The organism is Vibrio zhugei (genome assembly GCF_003716875.1).
Lineage (GTDB): Bacteria > Pseudomonadota > Gammaproteobacteria > Enterobacterales > Vibrionaceae > Vibrio > Vibrio zhugei.
In genome coordinates this window covers 405,215-426,469 of record NZ_CP033078.1, presented here as the reverse complement: position 1 = coordinate 426,469, position 21,255 = coordinate 405,215, and the positions used below count along the sequence as shown (strand labels likewise).

General features: G+C 43.2%; 16 protein-coding genes. 2 read left to right on the top strand and 14 right to left on the bottom strand.

Annotated elements, in window-relative coordinates; translation table 11 throughout:
• Nucleotides 1-2: 2 nt before the first annotated feature.
• The 5 genes from EAE30_RS07120 to EAE30_RS07100 all read right to left on the bottom strand — a co-directional run bounded on the left by EAE30_RS07120 (nt 3) and on the right by EAE30_RS07100 (nt 6,431).
• Nucleotides 3-2,315 (bottom strand): tellurite resistance TerB family protein, encoded by a 2,313-nt coding sequence (locus EAE30_RS07120; protein ID WP_123015318.1) that lies wholly within the window; start codon nt 2,313-2,315, stop codon nt 3-5.
• 109 nt (nt 2,316-2,424) lie between these two features.
• On the bottom strand, nt 2,425-3,831 hold the full coding sequence (gene tnpC, locus EAE30_RS07115; RefSeq protein WP_123015317.1) for an IS66 family transposase: 1,407 nt from the start codon (nt 3,829-3,831) through the stop codon (nt 2,425-2,427).
• A gap of 373 nt (nt 3,832-4,204) precedes the next feature.
• Nucleotides 4,205-5,167, bottom strand: coding sequence for a GlxA family transcriptional regulator (locus tag EAE30_RS07110; protein WP_123015316.1), 963 nt, complete (start codon nt 5,165-5,167; stop codon nt 4,205-4,207).
• A 64-nt stretch (nt 5,168-5,231) separates the two neighbouring features.
• A complete protein-coding gene (locus EAE30_RS07105) occupies nt 5,232-5,633 on the bottom strand; it encodes an ester cyclase (protein ID WP_123015315.1) in 402 nt (133 codons plus the stop codon).
• Between the two features lie 21 nt (nt 5,634-5,654).
• On the bottom strand, nt 5,655-6,431 hold the full coding sequence (locus EAE30_RS07100) for an MBL fold metallo-hydrolase (RefSeq protein ID WP_123015314.1): 777 nt from the start codon (nt 6,429-6,431) through the stop codon (nt 5,655-5,657).
• 1,102 nt (nt 6,432-7,533) lie between these two features.
• On the opposite strand from EAE30_RS07100, the gene EAE30_RS07090 reads away from it, so the two are divergent.
• A complete protein-coding gene (locus EAE30_RS07090) occupies nt 7,534-8,481 on the top strand; it encodes an IS30 family transposase (protein WP_123014135.1) in 948 nt (315 codons plus the stop codon).
• A 119-nt stretch (nt 8,482-8,600) separates the two neighbouring features.
• Here the strand turns inward: EAE30_RS07090 and glmS are convergent, their stop codons facing one another.
• Together glmS and EAE30_RS07080 are read right to left on the bottom strand one after the other, a co-directional pair.
• Entirely contained in the window at nt 8,601-10,433 is a 1,833-nt protein-coding gene (gene glmS, locus EAE30_RS07085; RefSeq protein ID WP_123015312.1) for a glutamine--fructose-6-phosphate transaminase (isomerizing), read from the bottom strand.
• A 76-nt stretch (nt 10,434-10,509) separates the two neighbouring features.
• Entirely contained in the window at nt 10,510-11,271 is a 762-nt protein-coding gene (locus EAE30_RS07080; protein WP_123017287.1) for a DeoR/GlpR family DNA-binding transcription regulator, read from the bottom strand.
• A 452-nt stretch (nt 11,272-11,723) separates the two neighbouring features.
• Here EAE30_RS07080 and pykF point away from each other — a divergent pair, with 452 nt between their 5' ends.
• A complete protein-coding gene (gene pykF, locus EAE30_RS07075; protein WP_123015311.1) occupies nt 11,724-13,136 on the top strand; it encodes a pyruvate kinase PykF in 1,413 nt (470 codons plus the stop codon).
• 96 nt (nt 13,137-13,232) lie between these two features.
• Here the strand turns inward: pykF and EAE30_RS19140 are convergent, their stop codons facing one another.
• The 7 genes from EAE30_RS19140 to EAE30_RS07045 form a co-directional block, all read right to left on the bottom strand.
• Nucleotides 13,233-13,364 (bottom strand): hypothetical protein, encoded by a 132-nt coding sequence (locus tag EAE30_RS19140; RefSeq protein WP_261809152.1) that lies wholly within the window; start codon nt 13,362-13,364, stop codon nt 13,233-13,235.
• A 253-nt stretch (nt 13,365-13,617) separates the two neighbouring features.
• Nucleotides 13,618-14,325, bottom strand: a complete 708-nt coding sequence (locus EAE30_RS07070; RefSeq protein WP_123015310.1) for an oxidative stress defense protein — start codon at nt 14,323-14,325, stop codon at nt 13,618-13,620.
• A gap of 140 nt (nt 14,326-14,465) precedes the next feature.
• Nucleotides 14,466-15,326 carry a small-conductance mechanosensitive channel MscS gene (gene mscS, locus EAE30_RS07065; RefSeq protein WP_123015309.1) on the bottom strand — a complete coding sequence of 287 codons (861 nt, stop codon included), beginning with the start codon at nt 15,324-15,326 and terminating at the stop codon, nt 14,466-14,468.
• Between the two features lie 235 nt (nt 15,327-15,561).
• Nucleotides 15,562-16,638: a class II fructose-bisphosphate aldolase gene (gene fbaA, locus EAE30_RS07060; RefSeq protein WP_123015308.1), complete on the bottom strand. Its 1,077-nt coding sequence runs from the start codon at nt 16,636-16,638 to the stop codon at nt 15,562-15,564.
• A 148-nt stretch (nt 16,639-16,786) separates the two neighbouring features.
• Nucleotides 16,787-17,947, bottom strand: a complete 1,161-nt coding sequence (locus EAE30_RS07055) for a phosphoglycerate kinase (RefSeq protein WP_123015307.1) — start codon at nt 17,945-17,947, stop codon at nt 16,787-16,789.
• Nucleotides 17,948-18,099: 152 nt separating this feature from the next.
• On the bottom strand, nt 18,100-19,128 hold the full coding sequence (gene epd / locus EAE30_RS07050) for an erythrose-4-phosphate dehydrogenase (RefSeq protein WP_123017286.1): 1,029 nt from the start codon (nt 19,126-19,128) through the stop codon (nt 18,100-18,102).
• A 133-nt stretch (nt 19,129-19,261) separates the two neighbouring features.
• Nucleotides 19,262-21,202: a ligand-gated channel protein gene (locus EAE30_RS07045; RefSeq protein WP_123015306.1), complete on the bottom strand. Its 1,941-nt coding sequence runs from the start codon at nt 21,200-21,202 to the stop codon at nt 19,262-19,264.
• Nucleotides 21,203-21,255 lie beyond the last annotated feature (53 nt).

The following is a 21,255-nucleotide window of genomic DNA, read 5'->3' as shown; positions in this document are numbered from 1 at the left end:
ATTTATCCCTTCAATTCTTCTACGATTTCTAGATCGACATAGATATCACCATCGTCATCTAGAACTGGCGCATCGACTTTGTCATAAGCCCAGTCATTAATAGTTTCTAATGCGGCATCAACCATTATGTTTAGTTTGCTGCACAGTTCATGAACTTCTTTACGTGACCACGATTCTTTAGCTATCAAAGTTTCAAAAAGTTCGTTGTAAGGGCTATCTAAGCCTTCATCATTGACATCAGCGGTTGGGCTCACTTCCAGTTCAGCTTCTTCATCAACGGAAAATATACTCTCCAGCATACTCTTCGCATCGATGGTGTCACTTTCATGCATAGCTAGAATACCTTCATCCAACTGAAAGGCACTTTTATCAATTGAAGCGTCTTTAGATGTGGCTGAGATAGGTTGTTTACTGGAGGCAAACGCATGAATGTCACTTGTAACGAGTGATTTATCTAAGCCTAACGAGGTATATAACTTTTCAATTTGCTTAATTTCAGAAGCATCGATTTTTCCATCAGCAAGAGCGATGGAAAGCAGGAATTTTTTCAATAATTCTACCTGTGAAACGCCGAGTTTTTCAATCCTAGCTTTCAACCCGGCATTATTTACAGGAGAATTTAGACGCCAAGTTAAATATGCATTTAACGAGTTCTTTTCAGAAGGTGAGAGTTTGTCATCGTGGTTTATCAACGTTTGTAAGGCGATTTTCTCATGATGATCTACATTACCATCTATCGTTGCGACCATTGCCCCTAATCTAATTGCTAAACTTACTTGGTTAAATGCTGAGCTTGGCTCAAAAAACTCTCCATGGCCCGGAGAGAAGAGCACAATGTTGTCATCGATTTTCAATTTTGCATGGTGAAAACGTTGGTCTGGGGCAATACCTATTTCAGCCTTAGCAGCCAAGTTAGCGACTAGTTCATTTTCTTTTTTGTTAAACGCCTTAGGGAGAGGTGTACCTGTATGGGTCCAGAAATCCTTGACTGTGGTTAGTCCATCATTTGAACTAATTATCTGATTTGCCCAAGACTTAAATGTTCCTATAACTGGTGAATTTGCTTCGTTTACCAGTTCTTTAGGTAATAACATCAACGCTGCAATATCACCCTTTGAGGTATCAGCTTTTCCTAAGTAACGGCTATAGCTGCTCAACTCTTCTGTACATTGTTCGGCAATAGGAATGAGCTTTTTAATTGGGCTTTTGAGAATACTTGGATCAGGTAAGTCACCCAACTCCAAATCAACCCCATGCACACCATTACTTGCCGCATGGTATGACAGCCGCAGTTTAGTTTTATTGGATTTTACGGAAATTCCTTCGCCAAACTTTTCAAAAAACCTAACTTGGAAAAGCTGGCTAAACTCTTCTTCACATCTACGGGCGGGAGTTTTTAGGGAATATTCGAATGTATTTTTTAGCCACTCTAAAGCTAAGGGAGCTGTTACAGGGTTTCCATTGGCTATAGTTGTTGCAAGTTTAACTTTGAATGACAATGCATTATTAGTTTCTGGTATGTCTGACAGTCTATCTTCAAATAAGGCGGGTCTTTGAAGTGCTATTAGTTCGAGGAAATTAGCAGAGTATCCTCTGAACGAACGATTTGCGTTATAAACGCTATTGAGGCGCAATACTTCTTCAAAGATTGCTATGTACTCTTCATCAGATATTTGATTATTGGATTTGTTTTCGATAACTCTTCTCTCAAATCCGTAGAAATAGATGAAGACATAACCAATTGGAGCATTGGGGTTTGAGCGATCAGAGGCGAGCCAATCTAGGTAAGCGCCTCTACAGCCTTTAGATAAGGATGCGTAAGTTGGCCAGTACCCTAAGGATTCATCAGTGTATATTTCTGAATCTACCGAGGGACTTGAAGTCGGGCGTTTATCATCCACTAGAGATGGCTCTATACCGTACCCATCTAGTGAATTCATTACTCCACCAAAGTAGAAAAAGCCTTTCGTTAACTGTCTTCCATGGACAGAAAGTTGTTCATCTAAACTTATCCATCGACCTTTTTGTTTATTCGTTGTTTTTTCTGGTTCTCGGCCAAAGCTTGTAGTAATAGTAAAAGTAGCGAAGTCATCATCATCGTCTAAATAAGCATGATTAGACTTACTAGATACACTTGTACTGGAAGATCCTACAGTCATACTGGGTGATGTCGTTCTACTTTCAGGTACTTTTGTTTTTTCAGAAAAAGGTTGGGGAGTTCTTTTTGAGGAAGGATTGTGTGCAGAAGGTTTACTGTTACCTTTAAATAATCTATAAATCAAATAAATTACAAATAACCCAATAATAAATTCCATTTTATTTCCTCTTTTTCCAAGGCTCTAAATTAGGTTACTTTGATCCTTGCTTTCTGTATGTTTTGATTGATTTTTTGTAACTATTCAGCCATAAGCTATTGACGACCTTTTATGCTAAGAACGACGGCGTCTTATACGGCATCTTGAGCATATGATATTCAACGATTTTTCGAAGCCACTTATAGGCAGAGATCTGTTGCAATTTTGCTGTCTCGATCAGTGAGAACATGCGCTCACGGAACAGATCGCCTCGATAGGAACGGGTCACATAGCAACACTTTCGCATTAAGATATAGTTGCGTAAAACTCGCTCTGCAGCATTATTTGTCAGTGGGCAATTGGTATCGTCCATAAATCGCCACACCATTACATCATCGGCGATCAAGTTGCGGCAACGCCCACGATATCGCTGTGAACATTGATAACTGCCCAATTTGAGCCAGTGGAGCCAACTTTTCCTTAACCGCCTGAGTCGCCGATAATACAGAGTGTCTGTTATTTTGTTTTCCGTATACCGATGATGGCTTCTGAAGACGCTATGAGCGATCAATGCGAGCTTTCCGCCAATTTTTTGATTTTCAGGTGAAATACTCTCCTCGATTGCAATGACGTTTCTCAAGATATGTGCCCAGCAGAGTTGTCGATTGGATTTATCGATATACTTATAGGCGGAGTATTGGTCTGTGACTAAAAGATGTGAGATAGCATCACCAAGAAGTCGCTTGGCTGCATGTTGATTTCTACCACTGTTTACTTGAAAGAAGGCTGCACCTTTACTGAGCGCAGCCCACATCCATCGTTTGTCATTATTGCGCTGATGAGAAGTTTCATCTGCCATAATCAGGTCAGACGCTCTTACTTTATTGTGGATATCGGTATGGGTGTCAGCAAGATACGCGGTGACTCGACCTTGCGCTGCTGATATCGCTCCTGTTGAGAAGTGAAGTTGGAAAACGTCTTTCAGCATGGACTGTAACTTTCCAATACTTTGATGGTGCTGCGTAGCTTGAATCGCAATAAAGCTATGTAAATTAGGGCCCATCTGAGATCTTGGTACGTACTCAGGTAGCTGAGCCTTATGTTTCTCGCCACACCATGCACACGCGCCCATAAAGGCTTGATGTTCAGTAAGAGTGTAAGATATATCGGGTAAATCAAAAACTTGATGACGTTTGTAAGGTTTTCGATTTGGAATGACACAGCCACCGCAACGGCATGTCTTGTTTGGCAAATATTGCTCAACCGAGGCACTGTCTTCAATAGGATGAAGTAGTCGGCGATGGCCTTTATGACTTGGTTGAGCACCTGGCTTTTTTCCAGATTTTTTCCTGTTTGGCGAAGTGTTCTTAGCTTTGTTATGCAAAGCTTGTTGGGATGGGGGCACAGATGAGTTTCGGCTATTTTGATTAAGCCGATCTTCAAGTTCTGCCAATTTATTCCATAGAAAGTGGATGATATCTTTCGCCTCTTCAGGCGAATCGAAATCTGGCGGTGGAGGTAATGTTTTCTTATTCATACCTCCAGATTGCCACCTGAAAAAGATCATTCAAGTCGAATGTGGGATCAAGTTAACTATGTCACACACATTTATTGTCAAGGCTTCGCGGGTGAAGTGTTACGATTTTTTTATATCAAATAAAGATAAATAATGCAAAGTTTGAATCAGTAAACGTGATTAATAGTGTTGTGATAATTTAAGCTTTTCAAGGGCTCTACTCCCTTCTACATAAATACAACCCTAAATAGCTTTATGCGGCTATTCAATACAGAAATGAGTTTCAAACCATAGCGGCATTTATACTCTTCGAATTACTTCTAGTATTACAACCATATGACCAGCCTACATGTGACTGGCCCAATTCCCTTATTCACTACACAATCAAATATCATCAATGAAAAGTTTTTCGCCATCGATTTGGTGTCACTTCGTAACGTTCTTTAAATTTATCTCTAAAAATTAGAACTGAGCTAAACCCCGTTTTTGCGACAATTTGATCAATCGACAAGTCTGTAGATTCAAGTAGATCTTGCGCCAAGTTTAGTCGCTCTGTTGTCAACCACTCTCCAAATGACATTCCCGTGGCCTTATTAAACTTTCTTGTAAAAGTACGGCGGGTCATCATTACCGAATCGGCTAACTCATCTAACGTATATTTTTGATTAATATCATGCCTGATTTTATCCATTAGCATATTGATACGAGAATCTGATGTAGTTACCGGTATTGGTTGGTCAATAAATTGAGCCTGACCACCATCACGATAAGGTGATACTACCATTCTTCGAGCCAAACGATTTACCACTGAGCTACCGTAATATTTACGGAAAATATAAAGGCAACAATCGATTCCAGCAGCAGTACCCGCGGAAGTGATCACGCCTTTATCTTCAACATACAACGCATTAATATCAAGAGTAACTTCAGGAAAACGTTGACTAAAATCTTGCTCTAATTCCCAATGCGTCGATGCCCTTTTACCTGCTAATAATCCTGCGTAAGCAAGCACATATCCGCCAAGACATAAACCGACAACCAATGCACCTCGGGCATGAGCTCGACGAAGCGCATCGACCAAGTTGTCATTAGGCCTTGCATCAATGGTTCGCCAATAAGGTACGAGAATAACATCGCAATGCTCCAAAGCATCTAATTGGGCATCTGTATGAATCTCCATGCCCATATCCGATAAGATATGCCCCTCTTCTCCTGCGACAAATTTAATGTCGAAAAATGTTTCTCCGAGGGTATCGTGACCAAAGACAAGAGTTGGCACAGATAAATGAAATGGGCTGAATCGATTAAAGACCACAACAGCCACCGATGGCGGAGAGTGGTTGGTAATAATAGACATACAAAGTCTCCATAATAAAACAGAGCAAAACACTGCGTCTTACTCTGTTTACGCATCAATAACCCTAGCTTTGCAATTGCTTCATCATATCAGCCATATTGAAATGGGCACGTTTTTCGATGATTTTATTATCTTTAATAGTTAACAGCATCATTAAAGAAAAACGGACTTTTTTATTGGTTGGTAGTACATCATGCATCTGCGCTGATTGAACGCCTTCAAATATCATATAACAAGCGACTTTATCATCATGAGCGAAGATGTCATGAATGCGAAAAGTAAAACCTGGAAAGCCATCCATATTACCTTTCTCTTGAGCGAGAAAACCATTAACGTCTAATGGTGTATCGACTTGAGAATAGAACCGGAATTCCTTATGACACATTGCAGCTACAGCATCGTAATCATTATCTTCAATAGCCTGATAGAAAGACTTTACTAACTCTTGAGTTGTTTCAATATTCATTATCTAAATCCGCCTAGAAAATTAAAGTGATACCATTTCGCCATCTTCAGGAACAAGAACAAAGTCACCGAGCATATTTGCAGCTACATAAACACGCATCTCTTCAGCGGTAACCAATGCATGATTAACGGCGCCCATATGTGTCGCGACAATTTTAGCTTCAGGCAATACTTGGTGTGTTTTTAATACGTCTTCTTTACCCATAATAATTGGGCCAAATCCAAGAACATGCGCCCAACCGGTATTGAGAATAACAACTCCAGGTTGCTCTTTTTCCATGGTATCTTCAACATCTTTAGTCCAAATGGTATCGCCTGCTACATACAACTTTTCTTCATCGGCATGTGAGAAGATAACTCCGTTCACTTCACCTAGCATTTCTGCCATCTGCTCATTTTGAAACAACGCATCAGAGCCGTGTTGGCAAGCCGTTGGTATTAAAGAAATACCATGATAATCCGTTTCTTCAGAAAAGATTTGTACATTGGTAAAGCCTTGCTTACGAACAAATTCTTCATCACTTTGGTCTTGTACAAAAATCAACTTATCTTTAGGAATAACCTTAGCAGCAACTTCATCCCAATGATCTCCATGTGTATGAGTCAATAGAACTGCATCGACGTTAATAATACTTTCAATCGATTGTGGTAACTCTACGGTAGGATAATTTATATGATAATTAGCCGTGCCTTCAAAACCTGGGTAAGTCCCCTTTGGCGCTAACATCGGATCAATGAGGAATTTTTTCCCTGCATAGTCGATAATTTGTGTCGCATTGCGGATTTGTGTAATTTTCATAATGGTGCTCCATATTAGTTTAATGTTGCTTCAATGGAGTTATTTTATGTAATAAATGGTATAAGCATAAGTGGCTTAAAGGACACGTAAAGATACTATTGGGACAAAAATTCTATTGGAGACATTGATTATTAGATAGATGGAGGGAAACTATTTTAATGTTCGTTAACTGACGTGACACTATCTAAGGCAAAAGATCACTCAGTAGATAATCTTCTGACTCACTGATGGACACAGGGGGATACGTTAGAGCTGTTGCTCTAAAAATTCTCTGTGGGATTAGGAAAAATAGGTCAAAAACGGACACATGAAAGAAGCCAAGAATCTAGTGCTAGATGATTTTGGGGCAGTTTTGAGTTCATTACGCAACTTGCGTTTCGCAAGCTGCGTAATAACAGTGAAAGACGCTTTGGGACATTACATGCTAGTCGGAAGCAAACATGTAGATGGATAGAAATAAGCCTCGCATTCGCGAGGCTCAATAATATTTATTTGTAGTACTGGTGACGTCTTTTCGAATTATGCTTCCAGCACTTAGCAACGTCATATACGTATGCAGGATAGTCGTCCCAAGGATTAGCCAGTGATTTCCCTCTAGCCGCTCGCAGTTTGATTGGATACTCACGATACTCAATTTCATGAAGGAAAAAATAACTCTTTTCCTGCTTAGTTGAAAAGTGCTTATGAATTCCACTACGAACACAAGGATACACATCCCATAGAAAACGCCCATCAGCCTTTATATGGCTTCGGTACTGTTGCTTTAGTTTTTTCATTTACCCTCCAGGTTTACATTACCTAGAAGGGGTCCTCCGCAAAGTAGTCCATTCGTCCACCTTTATGTACTCTCTTACTTAGTCTAGCAAATTAACGTTAGAGTCTGAAATCACAACCAAAGCTTATCAAGCAAAACATACTTCTTAAAACACTTCGGGGCATTTTTGATTTAAAAATGGCAGCAGTTAAACTACCATCTCAGCCATTTTAGTATGATACTCCCGATTTCAGATAATAAGTGCGACATTCATGGAAATATGTAGAAGAGGAAGCCAACTGCTGAAAGTGGTACGCTCTTCTCGCCAAAGAAACAAGCAGTACTACCATGAATTATCAACAGTTGACCGAAGGCAGAAGATACCAGATTTCTGCTCTTTTGGAACGGGGAATTTCGGTTCCTGAAATAGCTAAAACAGTTCAGTGCCACCGCTCGACGGTATACCGTGAGCTTAAACGCGGTCGGAAGGGAGAGCATTATTGCCCTAACGAAGCCCAGATGTCGTCTACCAAAAAGCGCAAAACAGCACGTAAATACCGAATACCAAAGGAACGTGTCGATTTTATCCGCCTTCTTTTAGAAACAGATTGGAGTCCAGAGCAGATTTCTAATGTATTAACGAAAATTGGTGCATCTGTCAGTCATGAGTGGATCTATCGCTTTGTTGCTCAAGATAAACGCTTGGGCGGTAAGTTATATCGTCACTTGAGACAAGGTCATAAGCGGTATCGCCGAGGTAAACAAGAGAAAGCTCCAGCGATAAAAAATGCCGTTTCGATTGATGATAGACCAAGCATCGTTGACAGTAAGGAGCGGTTTGGTGACTGGGAAATCGACACTGTGCTAGGTAAGCATGGTACAGGTGCAATGGTGACTATTTTAGAGCGTAAGACTCGATTTTACGTGGTAAAGAAAGTGCCATCTAAGTCAGCGGATGATGTCACCAAAGCGACAATAGAGCTACTGAAGCCCTATAAGAAACATGTCCATACCATTACGGCAGATAACGGGCGAGAGTTTGCAGGTCATGAAACCATCGCAAAAGAATTAAAGGCTGATGTGTACTTTGCTCATCCGTACAGTTCTTGGGAGCGTGGTGCTAATGAGAATGCGAACGGTCTTTTAAGGCAATATGTGAAGAAAGGAACCGATCTAACGACAGTGACGGACATCGATATAGAGTTCGCTTTATCGCGGATAAATTACCGTCCGAGAAAGTGTTTAGGCTTCAAGCAGGCAGCGATTATATTTGAGGAGATGGCTTTAGCTTCTTGATATTGGAGAGTGTCGCACTTCGCAGTTGAATTCGGGCTTTAATACTCAGTATGAATCTTTATTACTTAGTATGGAACTTTATTCTACTCTCACATATGAGATTAAATGACTCTCTCTACTTACTCTACCGTCACCGCTTTCGCTAAGTTACGAGGCTGGTCGACGTCGGTGCCTTTAATCAACGCCACATAGTAAGACAATAACTGCATTGGGATGGTGAAGAAAATCGGAGCCGTGATTTCATTAACATGTGGCATCTTAATGACCGTCATGGTTTCATCACTGACAAATCCTGCGTTTTCATCGGCGAACACATACAATAAGCCGCCACGAGCGCGCACTTCTTCAATGTTCGATTTCAGCTTTTCAAGCAGTTCGTTGTTGGGCGCGACAACCACAACTGGCATATCGGCATCAATCAAGGCTAACGGGCCATGCTTGAGTTCACCAGCGGCATACGCTTCTGCGTGAATGTAAGAAATCTCTTTAAGTTTGAGTGAGGCTTCTACCGCGATAGGGTAAAACTCACCACGACCTAAAAATAGTGTGTGGTGCTTATCGGCAAAATCTTCAGCGAGCGCTTCGATTTCTTTTTCCGTTTTAAGTGCCGCTTCAATTTGGGCAGGCAAGGCGTGTAACGCTTGTACAATTTCTTTTTCTTTCGCTTGATCAACCGTGCCTTTCTGTTTACCGACCGCGACCACCATCATGAGTAGTGCCGCCAGTTGCGTCGTAAATGCTTTCGTAGACGCCACACCGATCTCGGTCCCTGCACGTGTCATGAAGGCGATGTCTGATTCACGAACCAATGAGGAACCGGCGACATTACAAATGGTCATCGCAGACATGTAACCCTTTTCTTTCGCAAGACGCAGCGCCGCTAACGTATCCGCTGTTTCACCAGATTGAGATAACGTCACTAGCAAACTATTCGGACGGGTGACAAATTGGCGGTAACGGAACTCTGAAGCAATTTCAACACTACAGCTCACGCCTGCAATGGCTTCAAACCAATAGCGAGACACCATTGCGGCATTGTAGGATGTGCCACACGCCACTAATTGAATGTGCTCGACTTTTTCTAGTATTTCAGAGGCGTGCACACCAATGCTATCCGTAATCACGGAATCGTGCGTCACACGGCCTTCAATGGTATTTTTAATGGCTGTTGGCTGTTCGTAGACTTCTTTTTGCATGAAGTGACGAAACGCCCCTTTATCACCAGCATCGTGCTCAGCATTCGATTCCACGACACTGCGTGTCACTGGCTCGCCATTGTCGGCAAACACATTCACTTCGCGGCGCGTGACTTCCGCTACGTCGCCTTCTTCTAAGTAAATAAAACGACGCGTCACATTAAGCAGTGCCAGTTGATCAGAAGCCAAGAAGTTTTCCCCCACCCCTAGGCCAATCACAATTGGGCTGCCTGAGCGAGCAACGATTAAACGTTCCGGTTCATTACGATCCACAACCACCGCCCCATAGGCACCGTCTAATTGCTTCACGGTATTTTGAACCGCTTGCAACAGTGTGTCGGTGCTGCGGCGCTCCCAGTTAACCAGGTGCGCAATGACTTCGGTATCGGTTTGCGACGTAAAGGTGTAACCGCGTTCACGCAGTAACTCACGCAAAACATGATGGTTTTCGATGATACCGTTATGCACAATCGCGATGTCTTCTGACACATGTGGATGGGCGTTAATTTCTGAAGGCTCGCCATGGGTTGCCCAGCGTGTGTGAGCGATCCCGGTACCACCTTGCACTTGCTCAATTTCTAGTGCATCAGCCAGTTCTTGTACTTTACCCAAACGGCGCACACGCTTCATATTATGGTCGTTATCAATGATCGCCACACCCGATGAGTCATACCCGCGATATTCTAAACGACGCAGACCTTCAAGTAGGATTTCTGCCACATCTCGCTGTGCTACCGCACCCACAATTCCACACATGTTCAATAAACTCCTAAATTTTGACGTTGTTCGGTAAGAGTAATGACTTACCTACACTCGATTTAATGTTCTTTTTTCAAGCACGAATCACTCGTACTTGATGAGATTCTATTTCACGGATGACTTCATTCGGCACATCACGATCAGTGACTAACACATCGACTTGTTGCCAACTCAGTTCTAAATTGGGAATTTTTCGTCCTAATTTGTCCGATTCCACCATGACGACCACTTCGCGCGACACCTCTGCCATCACTTTGCTCAGCCCCAACAATTCATTAAACGTTGTCGTTCCCCGAGCTAAATCAATGCCATCACACCCAATAAAAAGCTGGTCGAAGTCGTAGGCACGCAACACCATTTCCGCCACATTACCTTGAAACGATTCAGAGCGAGTATCCCAAGTACCACCTGTCATAAGAACGGTCGGCTCGTTCTCTAACTCAGTTAAGGCATTGGCGACGTGTAATGAGTTGGTCATGACCACTAGCCCACGTTTCGTGTTCAGTTGTTCAATCAAGGCACCGGTGGTTTTACCGCTGTCGATCACAATTCTGTTATGATCTCTAATCAGTTTTGCAGCCGCTTTTGCGATAGACAACTTTCGAACTGAAACTTTTTCACTCAATTCTTCATTCACAATATCTTTCGGTAATGCCACCGCGCCACCGTAACGACGCAGCAGTAATCCATTTTCTTCTAATGCGGCTAGATCTTTACGAATAGTCACTTCTGATGTTTCAAACTGGGCCGCTAGTTTATCAACGCTGACTTCTCCCTGCTCATTAACCAGTGTCGCAATGGCATGGCGGCGGATTTTAGTATTTCGTTTTGACATCATTCATCAACAGCATAAGTTTCGAAGTGAAAGTTATTATAGTTTAAACGAAACTTTCATGTCCATTTATTTTGCTCCAAAAAATTATTAATTCGCGTTAAAACCTTGTCCTAAGACAATTCTTGGACAGTGCTATTGGTAAGAGAAAATGATAGAATTCCAGCCCTAAAGAAAAAAAATTACAGAAAAAACCGTGATATTTTTGTCACTTTCCCGCTGTACCCTAGGGATTGACCATAATTTCTGACATTTTGCCATACAGGTTTGGTCTTTTTTGATCAAACTTGGTGAAAGACTTTCAGCGAATAGTGAGTGGTTATTCATTAAGCGTTTTATTATCAATGGATAAAACCATAAAAGGCTGAACGAATGTCAGCCAAACAAGACTAATGCCCCACTGTTAGCGTTGAGCAGTTTCTTAATTAAATTATTGAATACCGGAGATAAGCTTCATGAAAAAGACCAAAATCGTTTGTACGATTGGCCCAAAAACAGAGAATGTTGAAAAACTCACAGAGCTTGCTGCTGCTGGCATGAACGTGATGCGTCTAAACTTTTCTCATGGTGACTATGAAGAACATGGCAATCGTATCAAAAACTTGCGCCAAGTTGTTGCAAACACAGGTCAACCGCTTTCTATCCTATTGGATACAAAAGGCCCAGAAATCCGCACTATTAAGCTAGAAAATGGCAATGATGTGGATCTTGTTTCTGGTCAAGAGTTCACATTTACCACCGATGATACCGTCGTGGGTAACAAAGACCGTGTCGCGGTAACCTATAAAGGCTTTGCTCAAGATCTTGCTGTTGGTAACACCATTCTTGTCGATGATGGCCTACTCGAAATGGAAGTGATTGCCAAAACCGATACCGAAGTAAAATGTAAAGTATTGAATAACGGTGCATTAGGTGAAAACAAAGGCGTTAACCTTCCAGGCGTAGCCGTCAGCTTGCCAGCACTCGCTGAAAAAGATAAAAACGATTTAATCTTTGGTTGTGAGCAAGGGGTCGATTTCGTTGCGGCTTCATTCATCCGTAAAGCTTCAGATGTCCACGACATTCGTGCACACCTAAAAGCACATGGCGGCGAAAGCATCCAAATTATCTCTAAGATTGAGAACCAAGAAGGTGTCGATAACTTTGACGAAATCTTAGAAGCGTCTGACGGTATCATGGTCGCTCGTGGTGACCTTGGTGTGGAAATCCCAGCAGAAGAAGTTATTTTTGCTCAAAAAATGATGATTGAGAAATGTAACCGCGCTCGTAAAGTCGTGATTACAGCCACTCAAATGCTGGATTCAATGATCAAAAACCCTCGCCCAACACGTGCGGAAGCAGGTGACGTGGCGAACGCCATCATGGATGGTACCGATGCTGTGATGCTATCGGGTGAAACTGCAAAAGGTAACTACCCTGTAGAAGCCGTGACCATCATGGCGCAAATTGCTCAACGTACGGACCAAGCGTTAAAAGCAGAGCTTGGCTCTCGCTTAGATAGCCCTCGTCTGCGTATTACGGAAGCGGTCTGTAAAGGTGCCGTCGATACGGCTGAAAAACTGGCCTCTCCAATCATTGTGGTGGCGACAGAAGCAGGCAAATCGGCTCGTTCTGTGCGTAAATACTTCCCAACCGCACACATTCTTGCGATTACAACCAATAAAAAGACCGCCGCACAACTTGTTCTGTCTAAAGGTGTGACGCCCGTTGTGGTTGAACGTATTGCGAGCACGGATGATTTCTACGTTCTTGGTAAAGAACTGGCGCTAGAGTCAGGCTTAGGCAAGAAAGGGGATATTGCCGTAATGGTATCTGGTGCGTTGGTTGCTTCCGGCACAACGAATACCGCCTCTGTTCACGTATTATAATACCCACACAGAAAAGTAAACGGGGCCTAACTAGGCCCCGTTTTTTTTACTGATAATGGACGGATAACGTGATTAGACAGCGCAATGCCCTAACCTTTAGCGTCCAAAAAACTCGTGGAAATGGGTGTTCAGTAACACAATCATCGGCAAGATATACAGCACATTGACGGTCATGGTCAATAACAGCAAACTGACGATAACGGATCGTACAATATAACGATGTAACATACTCGGTCTCACAGCAATAACCCCAAGTGTTCGTTATATATCCTTATGGCTCATCACTAAGAGATGGGTGACCCCTTAGCTTACGTTTCCAAGTACGTCAGGGAGCATGCGTTAAAGCGTAAAGTTTACTCGATCATTCCATAAGCTCAAGTCGATTTTATGAAGCTCCCGATTTATCGCTCAAACATGAGTCATGCCCCCACCACTCTCGCGAAGGCATGCTTGCTCATCGTTATTACACGCTTCTGTCTGATTAAGGATGAATTTTATACGTCACATCGACACTATCACGGATGGTAATCGTCTGATCGGCGTAGCTGTCATTGGCGGACACTTTTGCCTCACGCAGCATCACCGATTGTGGACGAACGGGAGACACTTGCGCGTTGTTATAATGAATTTCCCACACTTTCCCAAGTTGGCTATTAAAGCCTGATGCTAATGCTTGAGCTTTTTTCTGGGCGTCTTTGATAGCAGCCGTTCTTGCTTTCTGTACATAGTGTTCCCGATTATGCACGCCAAGTTGAATACGATTCACCTGATTCATACCACTTTTCAATGCGGTATCCAAAACAGGGTTCAGTGTCTTAATCTTACGAACTGTGACCGTCACTTCACGTCGACCTTGATAGCCGACTAAGGTTTTCTCTCCCGATTTTTGATACTGGTATTGGGGGGAGATGAACAAATTACTGCCTTCAATGTCTTTTTTCTGGATGCCTTGCTGAGTTAAGCGTGTCATGAACTGGGTCACCGCCTTATCAACACTCGCTTTCACAGCTTGGGTGGTTTTCCCTTTTTCTTCAATCTGTACTGATAATGTCGCCATATCGGGCTTGACCGCCAACTCAGCACGTCCTGTGGTCATGAGGGTTGGGAAGGTATAATCAGCAGCAAAACTGCTCAGTGAATAACACAGCCCCAAACTTACGAGGGCAACTTGTCCAATCTTACTTTTCATTTGCAATCTCCTTCATCACTCTTATTGATCAATATGTCTTAACGCTATTGATTAGTTAAGACCATAATCGCAACATATGATTCAACATGATGCATAAAAAAACGGAGGTAAAGACCTCCGTTCCGATAAATAGACGAAAACTATCCGCGATCCCAATGAACATCCATTTGCGGGAATGGAATTTCAATACCATTTTCATCGAGCGTTTCTTTAATGCGCAGCATCATGTCCCAATAGACGGGCCAGTACTCTTCCGTTTTCACCCACGGACGCACAACAAAGTTCACCGATGAATCAGCAAGTGTATGCACTTCAACCGTAACCGCCGGGTCTTTCAGCACGCGATCATCGCTTTCCAGCAAGTCTTTCAACACTTTACGAGTTTGACGTAGGTCGGCGTTATAAGAGACACCGATCATTAAATCAATTCGACGTATTTTGTGACGTGAATAGTTAGTGATAGGTCCACCGATAATCGAAGAGTTCGGGACCACAATCATTTTATTATCGGGAGAATTCAAAATGGTCTGGAAGATTTGAATCGAGCTTACCGAGCCAGCAATGCCACCGACTTCGACATAATCCCCGGATTTGAAAGGACGAAACGCGACAATCAAAACCCCAGCGGCAAAGTTCGACAACGAGCCTTGCAACGCTAAAGCCACCGCTAAACCGGCGGCACCAATCACTGCAACGACAGACGCCGTTTGTACACCCAACTTACCCAATGCCGCAATCAGCACAAGAATGAATAATAAGTAGCGCACAATTGCATGGACAAAATCGATCACCGCTTTATCCATACGGCGCTTCTTCATGAGTTTACCAACACTGTTGGCCACCAGCCTTACGGCAATATTACCGACAAATAAGATTAAAATGGCCCAAATGATATTCATTGAATACTCAAACATGAGGTCTGAATTATTGCTAAACCAATCCGTAATATAACTAATATTGTCGATGACGTTCGTCTCCATACCAACCGCTTCACTCGCCATACTGATATCCTCTTTTATGCTGTTATTAAGCTCGGCATGATGGATTATCCATGCCTATGAACGCTGTTAATGTCTCCGTCATGATGCCGTTTCAAGACGTCATTCGTTCATCACTAAAAGCGTTAGACTATGCAAAATTCCCGTTTGAAACCAGCCTTTAACACAAAAATGACGCAATAAAAAAGCCCGCTGAAACAGCGGGCTTCTCATTACATGCTACTGAGTCATAAATGACTTATAGTACGTCTACAGAGTTCAAGTTAGCGAACGCTTGCTCTAGGCGCTTAACCATAGATGCTTGGCCTGCACGTAGCCATTGACGTGGATCGTAGTATTTTTTGTTTGGCGCATCTTCACCCGTTGGGTTACCGATTTGGCCTTGTAGGTAATCGTGATTTTCTGCTTCATAAACACGAATACCATCCCAACATGCCCACTGCGTATCAGTATCGATGTTCATTTTGATCACACCGTAACCGATAGACTCTTGAATTTCAGCTTCAGAAGAACCTGAACCACCGTGGAATACGAAGTTCAGAGAGTTTTCTGGAAGGTTGAATTTCTCAGAAACGAATTTTTGAGAGTCACGTAGGATGGTTGGAGTCAATACAACGTTACCTGGTTTGTACACACCGTGTACGTTACCGAAAGACGCTGCGATAGTGAAACGAGGGCTGATTGCGCTCAGTTTTTCGTAAGCGTAAGCCACGTCTTCAGGTGAAGTGTACAGTTCAGAATCATCCATGTCAGAGTTATCGACACCGTCTTCTTCACCACCAGTACAACCCAATTCGATTTCTAGAGTCATGTCCATTTTTGCCATGCGCTCTAGGTATTTCGCACAGATCTCGATGTTTTCTTCTAGTGATTCTTCAGAAAGATCGATCATGTGAGAAGAGAATAGCGGTTTACCTGTTTCCGCGAAGTGTTTTTCACCCGCATCAAGTAGGCCGTCAATCCAAGGAAGTAGTTTTTTCGCTGCATGGTCAGTGTGCAGAATCACTGGAACACCGTAAGTTTGAGCAACGGTGTGAACGTGTTTTGCGCCAGCAATGGCACCAAGCACTTGTGCTTGTTGACCTTCTAGCTTAAGACCTTTACCAGCAAAGAAAGCGGCGCCACCGTTAGAGAACTGCACGATCACAGGTGATTTAGCTTTCGCAGCCGCTTCTAGAACAGCGTTAACTGAGTCAGAACCGATACAGTTGACTGCAGGCAGAGCAAAGTTGTTTTCTTTTGCGACTTCAAATACTTTCTGTACGTCGTCGCCAGTGATAACACCAGGTTTTACGAAATCGAAGATCTTAGACATTGAAATGATCCTATATATTGTCGTTTTAAGAATAAAAACGTTAAGTTAAAAACTTGTTAAATCTTATAACTATCCTTCGCAATATATTAACAGATATTAGGACGGATAGCAGTAAAAGCGAGGGACAGAACCTCGCTTTCGATGTTGATTATTTTGCGCGACTTTCTAGCATTTCTACCGCAGGAAGAGGCTTACCTTCAACAAACTCAAGGAACGCACCGCCACCAGTTGAAATATAAGAAACGTCAGCTTTAATGCCAAACTTATCGATTGCCGCTAGCGTATCACCGCCACCTGCAACAGAGAAACCTTCAGATTGTGCAATGGCTTCAGAGATGCCTTTAGTACCGGCTTCGAAGTTCTTGAATTCAAAGACGCCAACAGGGCCATTCCATAGAATGGTTTTGGCATTTTTAAGAATTTCAGCCAGTTGTGCGGTTGAGTCAGGACCAAGGTCAAAGATCATGTCATCGTCTTGCACATCTTTAACATTTTTAATTTCCGCTTCCGCGTTTTCATCAAAAGCTTTGGCACATGCCACGTCAGTCGCTACAGGGATATGACATTCTTCCATCAAGCGTTTCGCTGTATCAACCAAATCCGCTTCATAAAGCGATTTACCCACATTGTGGCCAGCAGCAGCAATGAATGTATTCGCGATACCGCCACCAACAACCAATTGGTCAGCCACTTTCGATAGTGATTCAAGAACCGTCAGTTTTGTTGATACTTTTGAGCCACCCACAATCGCAACCATTGGACGCGCTGGTTTATCCATGGCTTTCGCAAGTGCTTCAAGTTCATTCGCCAACAATGGGCCTGCACACGCGATTGGAGCATGAACACCTACGCCGTAAGTCGATGCTTGTGCACGGTGAGCCGTACCGAAGGCATCCATGACAAAGACGTCACATAGAGCGGCGTATTTTTTAGAAAGCTCGTCTTCGTTTTTCTTCTCGCCTTTGTTGAAACGCACGTTTTCCAGTACCACCAACTCGCCAGCGTCTAATTCAAGGCCATCAAGGTAATCTTTTGCTAGGCGAACATTGCACTCAAGTGCATCGTTCAGGTAATTCACTACAGGTTGTAGAGAGAACTCTTCGGCATACTCGCCTTCTGTTGGACGGCCTAGGTGAGATGTCACCATGACTTTGGCGCCCGCTTCCAAACAATGTTTGATGGTTGGGATAGATGCAAGAATACGAGCATCAGAGGTTACTTTGCCTTCTTTTACAGGAACGTTGAGATCAGCACGAATAAAAACACGTTTACCTGCTAGATCCAGGTCAGTCATCTTGATTACAGACATGGTTTGTCCTCTCAAATTTTTATGAAGAAATAAAGTTTCACCCCGCCTATAAGCCGGGCAACGGTATTCTTTTGATTGTCATTGTTTCACTTGGGTCTAGAGGATATTTTCTTCACGCAGAAAAATAAATATTTTTTCCTCTTAAATGTGGGCTATGACTCAGTTGCTTGCATTGCTAGCGCTGTATCGAGCATTCGATTCGCAAAGCCCCACTCATTATCGCACCAGACTAACATTTTTATGAGTTGTCCGTTGCTGACCCGCGTTTGATTTCCATCGACAATCGCACTATGAAAATCATGATTAAAGTCACTCGAAACTAACGGTGCTTCGATGTAATCTACGATACCTTGTAATGTACACTGAGACGCCTGCATGATGGTTTGATTTACGTCATTAACACTCACTTTAGTGTTCACGGTCACACTTAAATCCATCGCGGTGACATTCACCGTCGGCACGCGCACTGAGATGGCTTCAAATTTTTCAGCAAACTTGGGAAAAATTCGTCCGATCCCTTTGTGTAACTTTGTATCAACCGGAATGATCGATTGCCCAGCGGCCCGTGTGCGACGTAAGTCATCATGATAAGCATCAATCACCGGCTGATCATTCATGGCCGAATGTATCGTTGTTATCGTACCGGAATCAATCCCAAAGTGGTCATCCAAAATCTTAATTACCGGAACTATACAGTTGGTCGTACATGACCCATTGGACACAACTTTGTGCTCATGCGTCAAGGTGTGTTCATTGACACCATAGATCACGGTGTTATCCAAATCTTGGCCACCAGGATGAGAAAACAGCACCTTTTTGGCTCCGGCTTTAATATGCTGCTGCCCGTCGGCTTGAGAGCCAAATACCCCGGTACAATCAAGAACCACATCCACCGCAAGATCGTGCCATGGCAACAAAGGAATATCCGCTAAGTGCAACATCCGTATCGAATCATATCGCGTCTCATCATGATGAATGTATAAATGCTCTTGATCATGAGAGACTTTTTTAAAAAAGCGTCCATGGCTGGTGTCATATTGAAGTAAGTGAGCCATTGCTTCAGGTTTTGCTACCTCATTCACGGCCACTATTTGTATCTGTGCATATTTGTCACTTTCATAAAGTGCTCTCAACACATTACGACCAATGCGACCAAAACCATTGATAGCGATTTTCAGCATATTTCCATTCATGATATTACGAGACTGTCTATGGATACTACTCCATTTAAAACCAGTTATCATCCGATAAAATAATGCCCTCATCATTGAGGGCATCGCGAGTATTTGTTGACTATTTACTCATATTTCGACATCAGAACTGAATATCGGTTCCCAACCAATAACGACGCCCATCTTCTACATAACCGTAATCGTCTACGCCAATGTCTTTATCGAAAACGTTATAGACCGCCGCTTTGAGCATCACATGAGAATTGAGTGCATAAGTCACCCCCATATCGACCAATGTGTAGTCTTTAGCAGGCTCCGCTTTGCGCGCTGAATCATCTTTCATTTCTTCACCGCGATACGTCAACTTCGTCCACGAACTCCATTGTTGGCTCACTGCCCAATTGGCCTCTGCACTGAAGACATGTTTAGGCAACTGCAATAACGGCTCCCCTTTATTGATGCCCGACTTCTGTTCAGAGTGCGTATAAGTGTAGCTTGCACTCACATCCAAGCTATCCGTTAGCGGATATGAGGCACTGACTTCTGATCCATACGTGACCGCTTTATCAACGTTGATGCGATATTTAGGATCAGAGCCAAACTGGTTCTTACCACTGGTACAAATGGAATTTGGGCAACGGATGCTTGAGATTTTGTCTTTAAAATCATTATGGAAGAAGGTCACGGATGTATTGAGCCCGTTATCCTGATGATAGATCATGCCTATCTCAGTATTCACCGATGTTTCTGGCTCTAAATCGGGGTTGCCATATAGGTTGCCTCCACGACTGACTGAAACCCACTCTTCGGTAATCTCTCGTAACTGCGGCGCATGGAACCCTGTGGAAACTCCACCTTTTAATGTCCACTCTGGGTTGATGTTCCAAACCCCATAAGCTCGTGGGCTGACATGGGATCCAAAATTGTCATCATGATCGAGGCGGGCGCCAAGAGTCAGACGAACGCTTTCCACAATGCGCCATTCATCTTCGGCAAAAATAGCCCACTGGGTTTTAGACATGGAGGACAAGTCAGAGCTTGGGTTTTGGTTACCTTGATCCTCCAAGTGCTCATGTTTTATTTCCGTACCTAACGTCAGAGAGTGTTGAGCAAAGGGCATGATTAGGCTGGAATTAAATACGGTATTGTCCAACCGCATTTCTCGCGATTTATTATCATTATCTTCGTATTCGAGGTACGTCTTTGAGTCGCCGATATCCCACGACCCATTATGAGTCAGGGCAATATGATCACGGCGATATTCTGTTTCAGAATCGGAACAGCCGCCACGGCAATTCTCTGAGCGCGCAGACGCTCCGACGTGGCTCGCTCGCTCTTGTTCTGAAATGCCAGCTTCTAAAGTAATATCGTGATAATCATTGAGGCGGTACGTCAGTTTTCCCGTCATATTTTTGAGTTGTTTGTCGGCAAACCCCTCCTCTATTTTATCTTCGTCACGATCGGTATATTGACCATAGAGTTGCATCGAGAGTGAATCCGCCACAGGGCCACCGACGAAAAAGTTGGTGCTGATCTCATTGCCTGAATCATGATCTTCTTGTAGCAGCGTGCTCAGTTGCACTTTACCATGCCATTGTTGGCTATTTTTTCGAGTAATGATGTTAATCACGCCACCAATCGCGTCGGATCCATATAACGTCGACATGGGACCACGGATCACTTCGATACGCTCAATGGCCTCTAATGGCGGCAACCATCCGGCTTCAATTCCCGGACCATCGCTGTTAGGTCGAGTCTGACGAGACGACTGACGTTTACCATCGACCATTAATAAGGTATATGCAGAACTCATTCCCCGCATGCTGATGCTCGTTTTCCCGCTGCCGCCACGCACAATCACGCCTGGGACACTTCGCAGTGCATCGGTGGCATCTCGATAATAATGCGCTTCTAACTCTTTTCTCGAAATAACACTAATACTGGCTGGCGCATTTTCCACCGCTTGCTCAAAACCTGACGCCGTTACCACGACCGTTTCATCAGCAGGCTGTGCCTGTAGCGCGCCAGATAACACCAGAGAAATCATCCCTGCAAGCGTGAAGGGGGCTTTTTTGATAGACATTCGTTTTTCCATAAATGATAATGATTATTAGTTAGATTTATATTATTATTCAT

Coding starts and splice junctions, on each gene's coding strand:
- EAE30_RS07120 (WP_123015318.1), bottom strand. CDS start 2,315: ATGGAATTTATTATTGGGTTATTTGTAATTTATTTGATTTATAGATTA.
- tnpC (WP_123015317.1), bottom strand. CDS start 3,831: ATGAATAAGAAAACATTACCTCCACCGCCAGATTTCGATTCGCCTGAA.
- EAE30_RS07110 (WP_123015316.1), bottom strand. CDS start 5,167: ATGTCTATTATTACCAACCACTCTCCGCCATCGGTGGCTGTTGTGGTC.
- EAE30_RS07105 (WP_123015315.1), bottom strand. CDS start 5,633: ATGAATATTGAAACAACTCAAGAGTTAGTAAAGTCTTTCTATCAGGCT.
- EAE30_RS07100 (WP_123015314.1), bottom strand. CDS start 6,431: ATGAAAATTACACAAATCCGCAATGCGACACAAATTATCGACTATGCA.
- EAE30_RS07090 (WP_123014135.1), top strand. CDS start 7,534: ATGAATTATCAACAGTTGACCGAAGGCAGAAGATACCAGATTTCTGCT.
- glmS (WP_123015312.1), bottom strand. CDS start 10,433: ATGTGTGGAATTGTGGGTGCGGTAGCACAGCGAGATGTGGCAGAAATC.
- EAE30_RS07080 (WP_123017287.1), bottom strand. CDS start 11,271: ATGTCAAAACGAAATACTAAAATCCGCCGCCATGCCATTGCGACACTG.
- pykF (WP_123015311.1), top strand. CDS start 11,724: ATGAAAAAGACCAAAATCGTTTGTACGATTGGCCCAAAAACAGAGAAT.
- EAE30_RS19140 (WP_261809152.1), bottom strand. CDS start 13,364: ATGTTACATCGTTATATTGTACGATCCGTTATCGTCAGTTTGCTGTTA.
- EAE30_RS07070 (WP_123015310.1), bottom strand. CDS start 14,325: ATGAAAAGTAAGATTGGACAAGTTGCCCTCGTAAGTTTGGGGCTGTGT.
- mscS (WP_123015309.1), bottom strand. CDS start 15,326: ATGGCGAGTGAAGCGGTTGGTATGGAGACGAACGTCATCGACAATATT.
- fbaA (WP_123015308.1), bottom strand. CDS start 16,638: ATGTCTAAGATCTTCGATTTCGTAAAACCTGGTGTTATCACTGGCGAC.
- EAE30_RS07055 (WP_123015307.1), bottom strand. CDS start 17,947: ATGTCTGTAATCAAGATGACTGACCTGGATCTAGCAGGTAAACGTGTT.
- epd (WP_123017286.1), bottom strand. CDS start 19,128: ATGCTGAAAATCGCTATCAATGGTTTTGGTCGCATTGGTCGTAATGTG.
- EAE30_RS07045 (WP_123015306.1), bottom strand. CDS start 21,202: ATGTCTATCAAAAAAGCCCCCTTCACGCTTGCAGGGATGATTTCTCTG.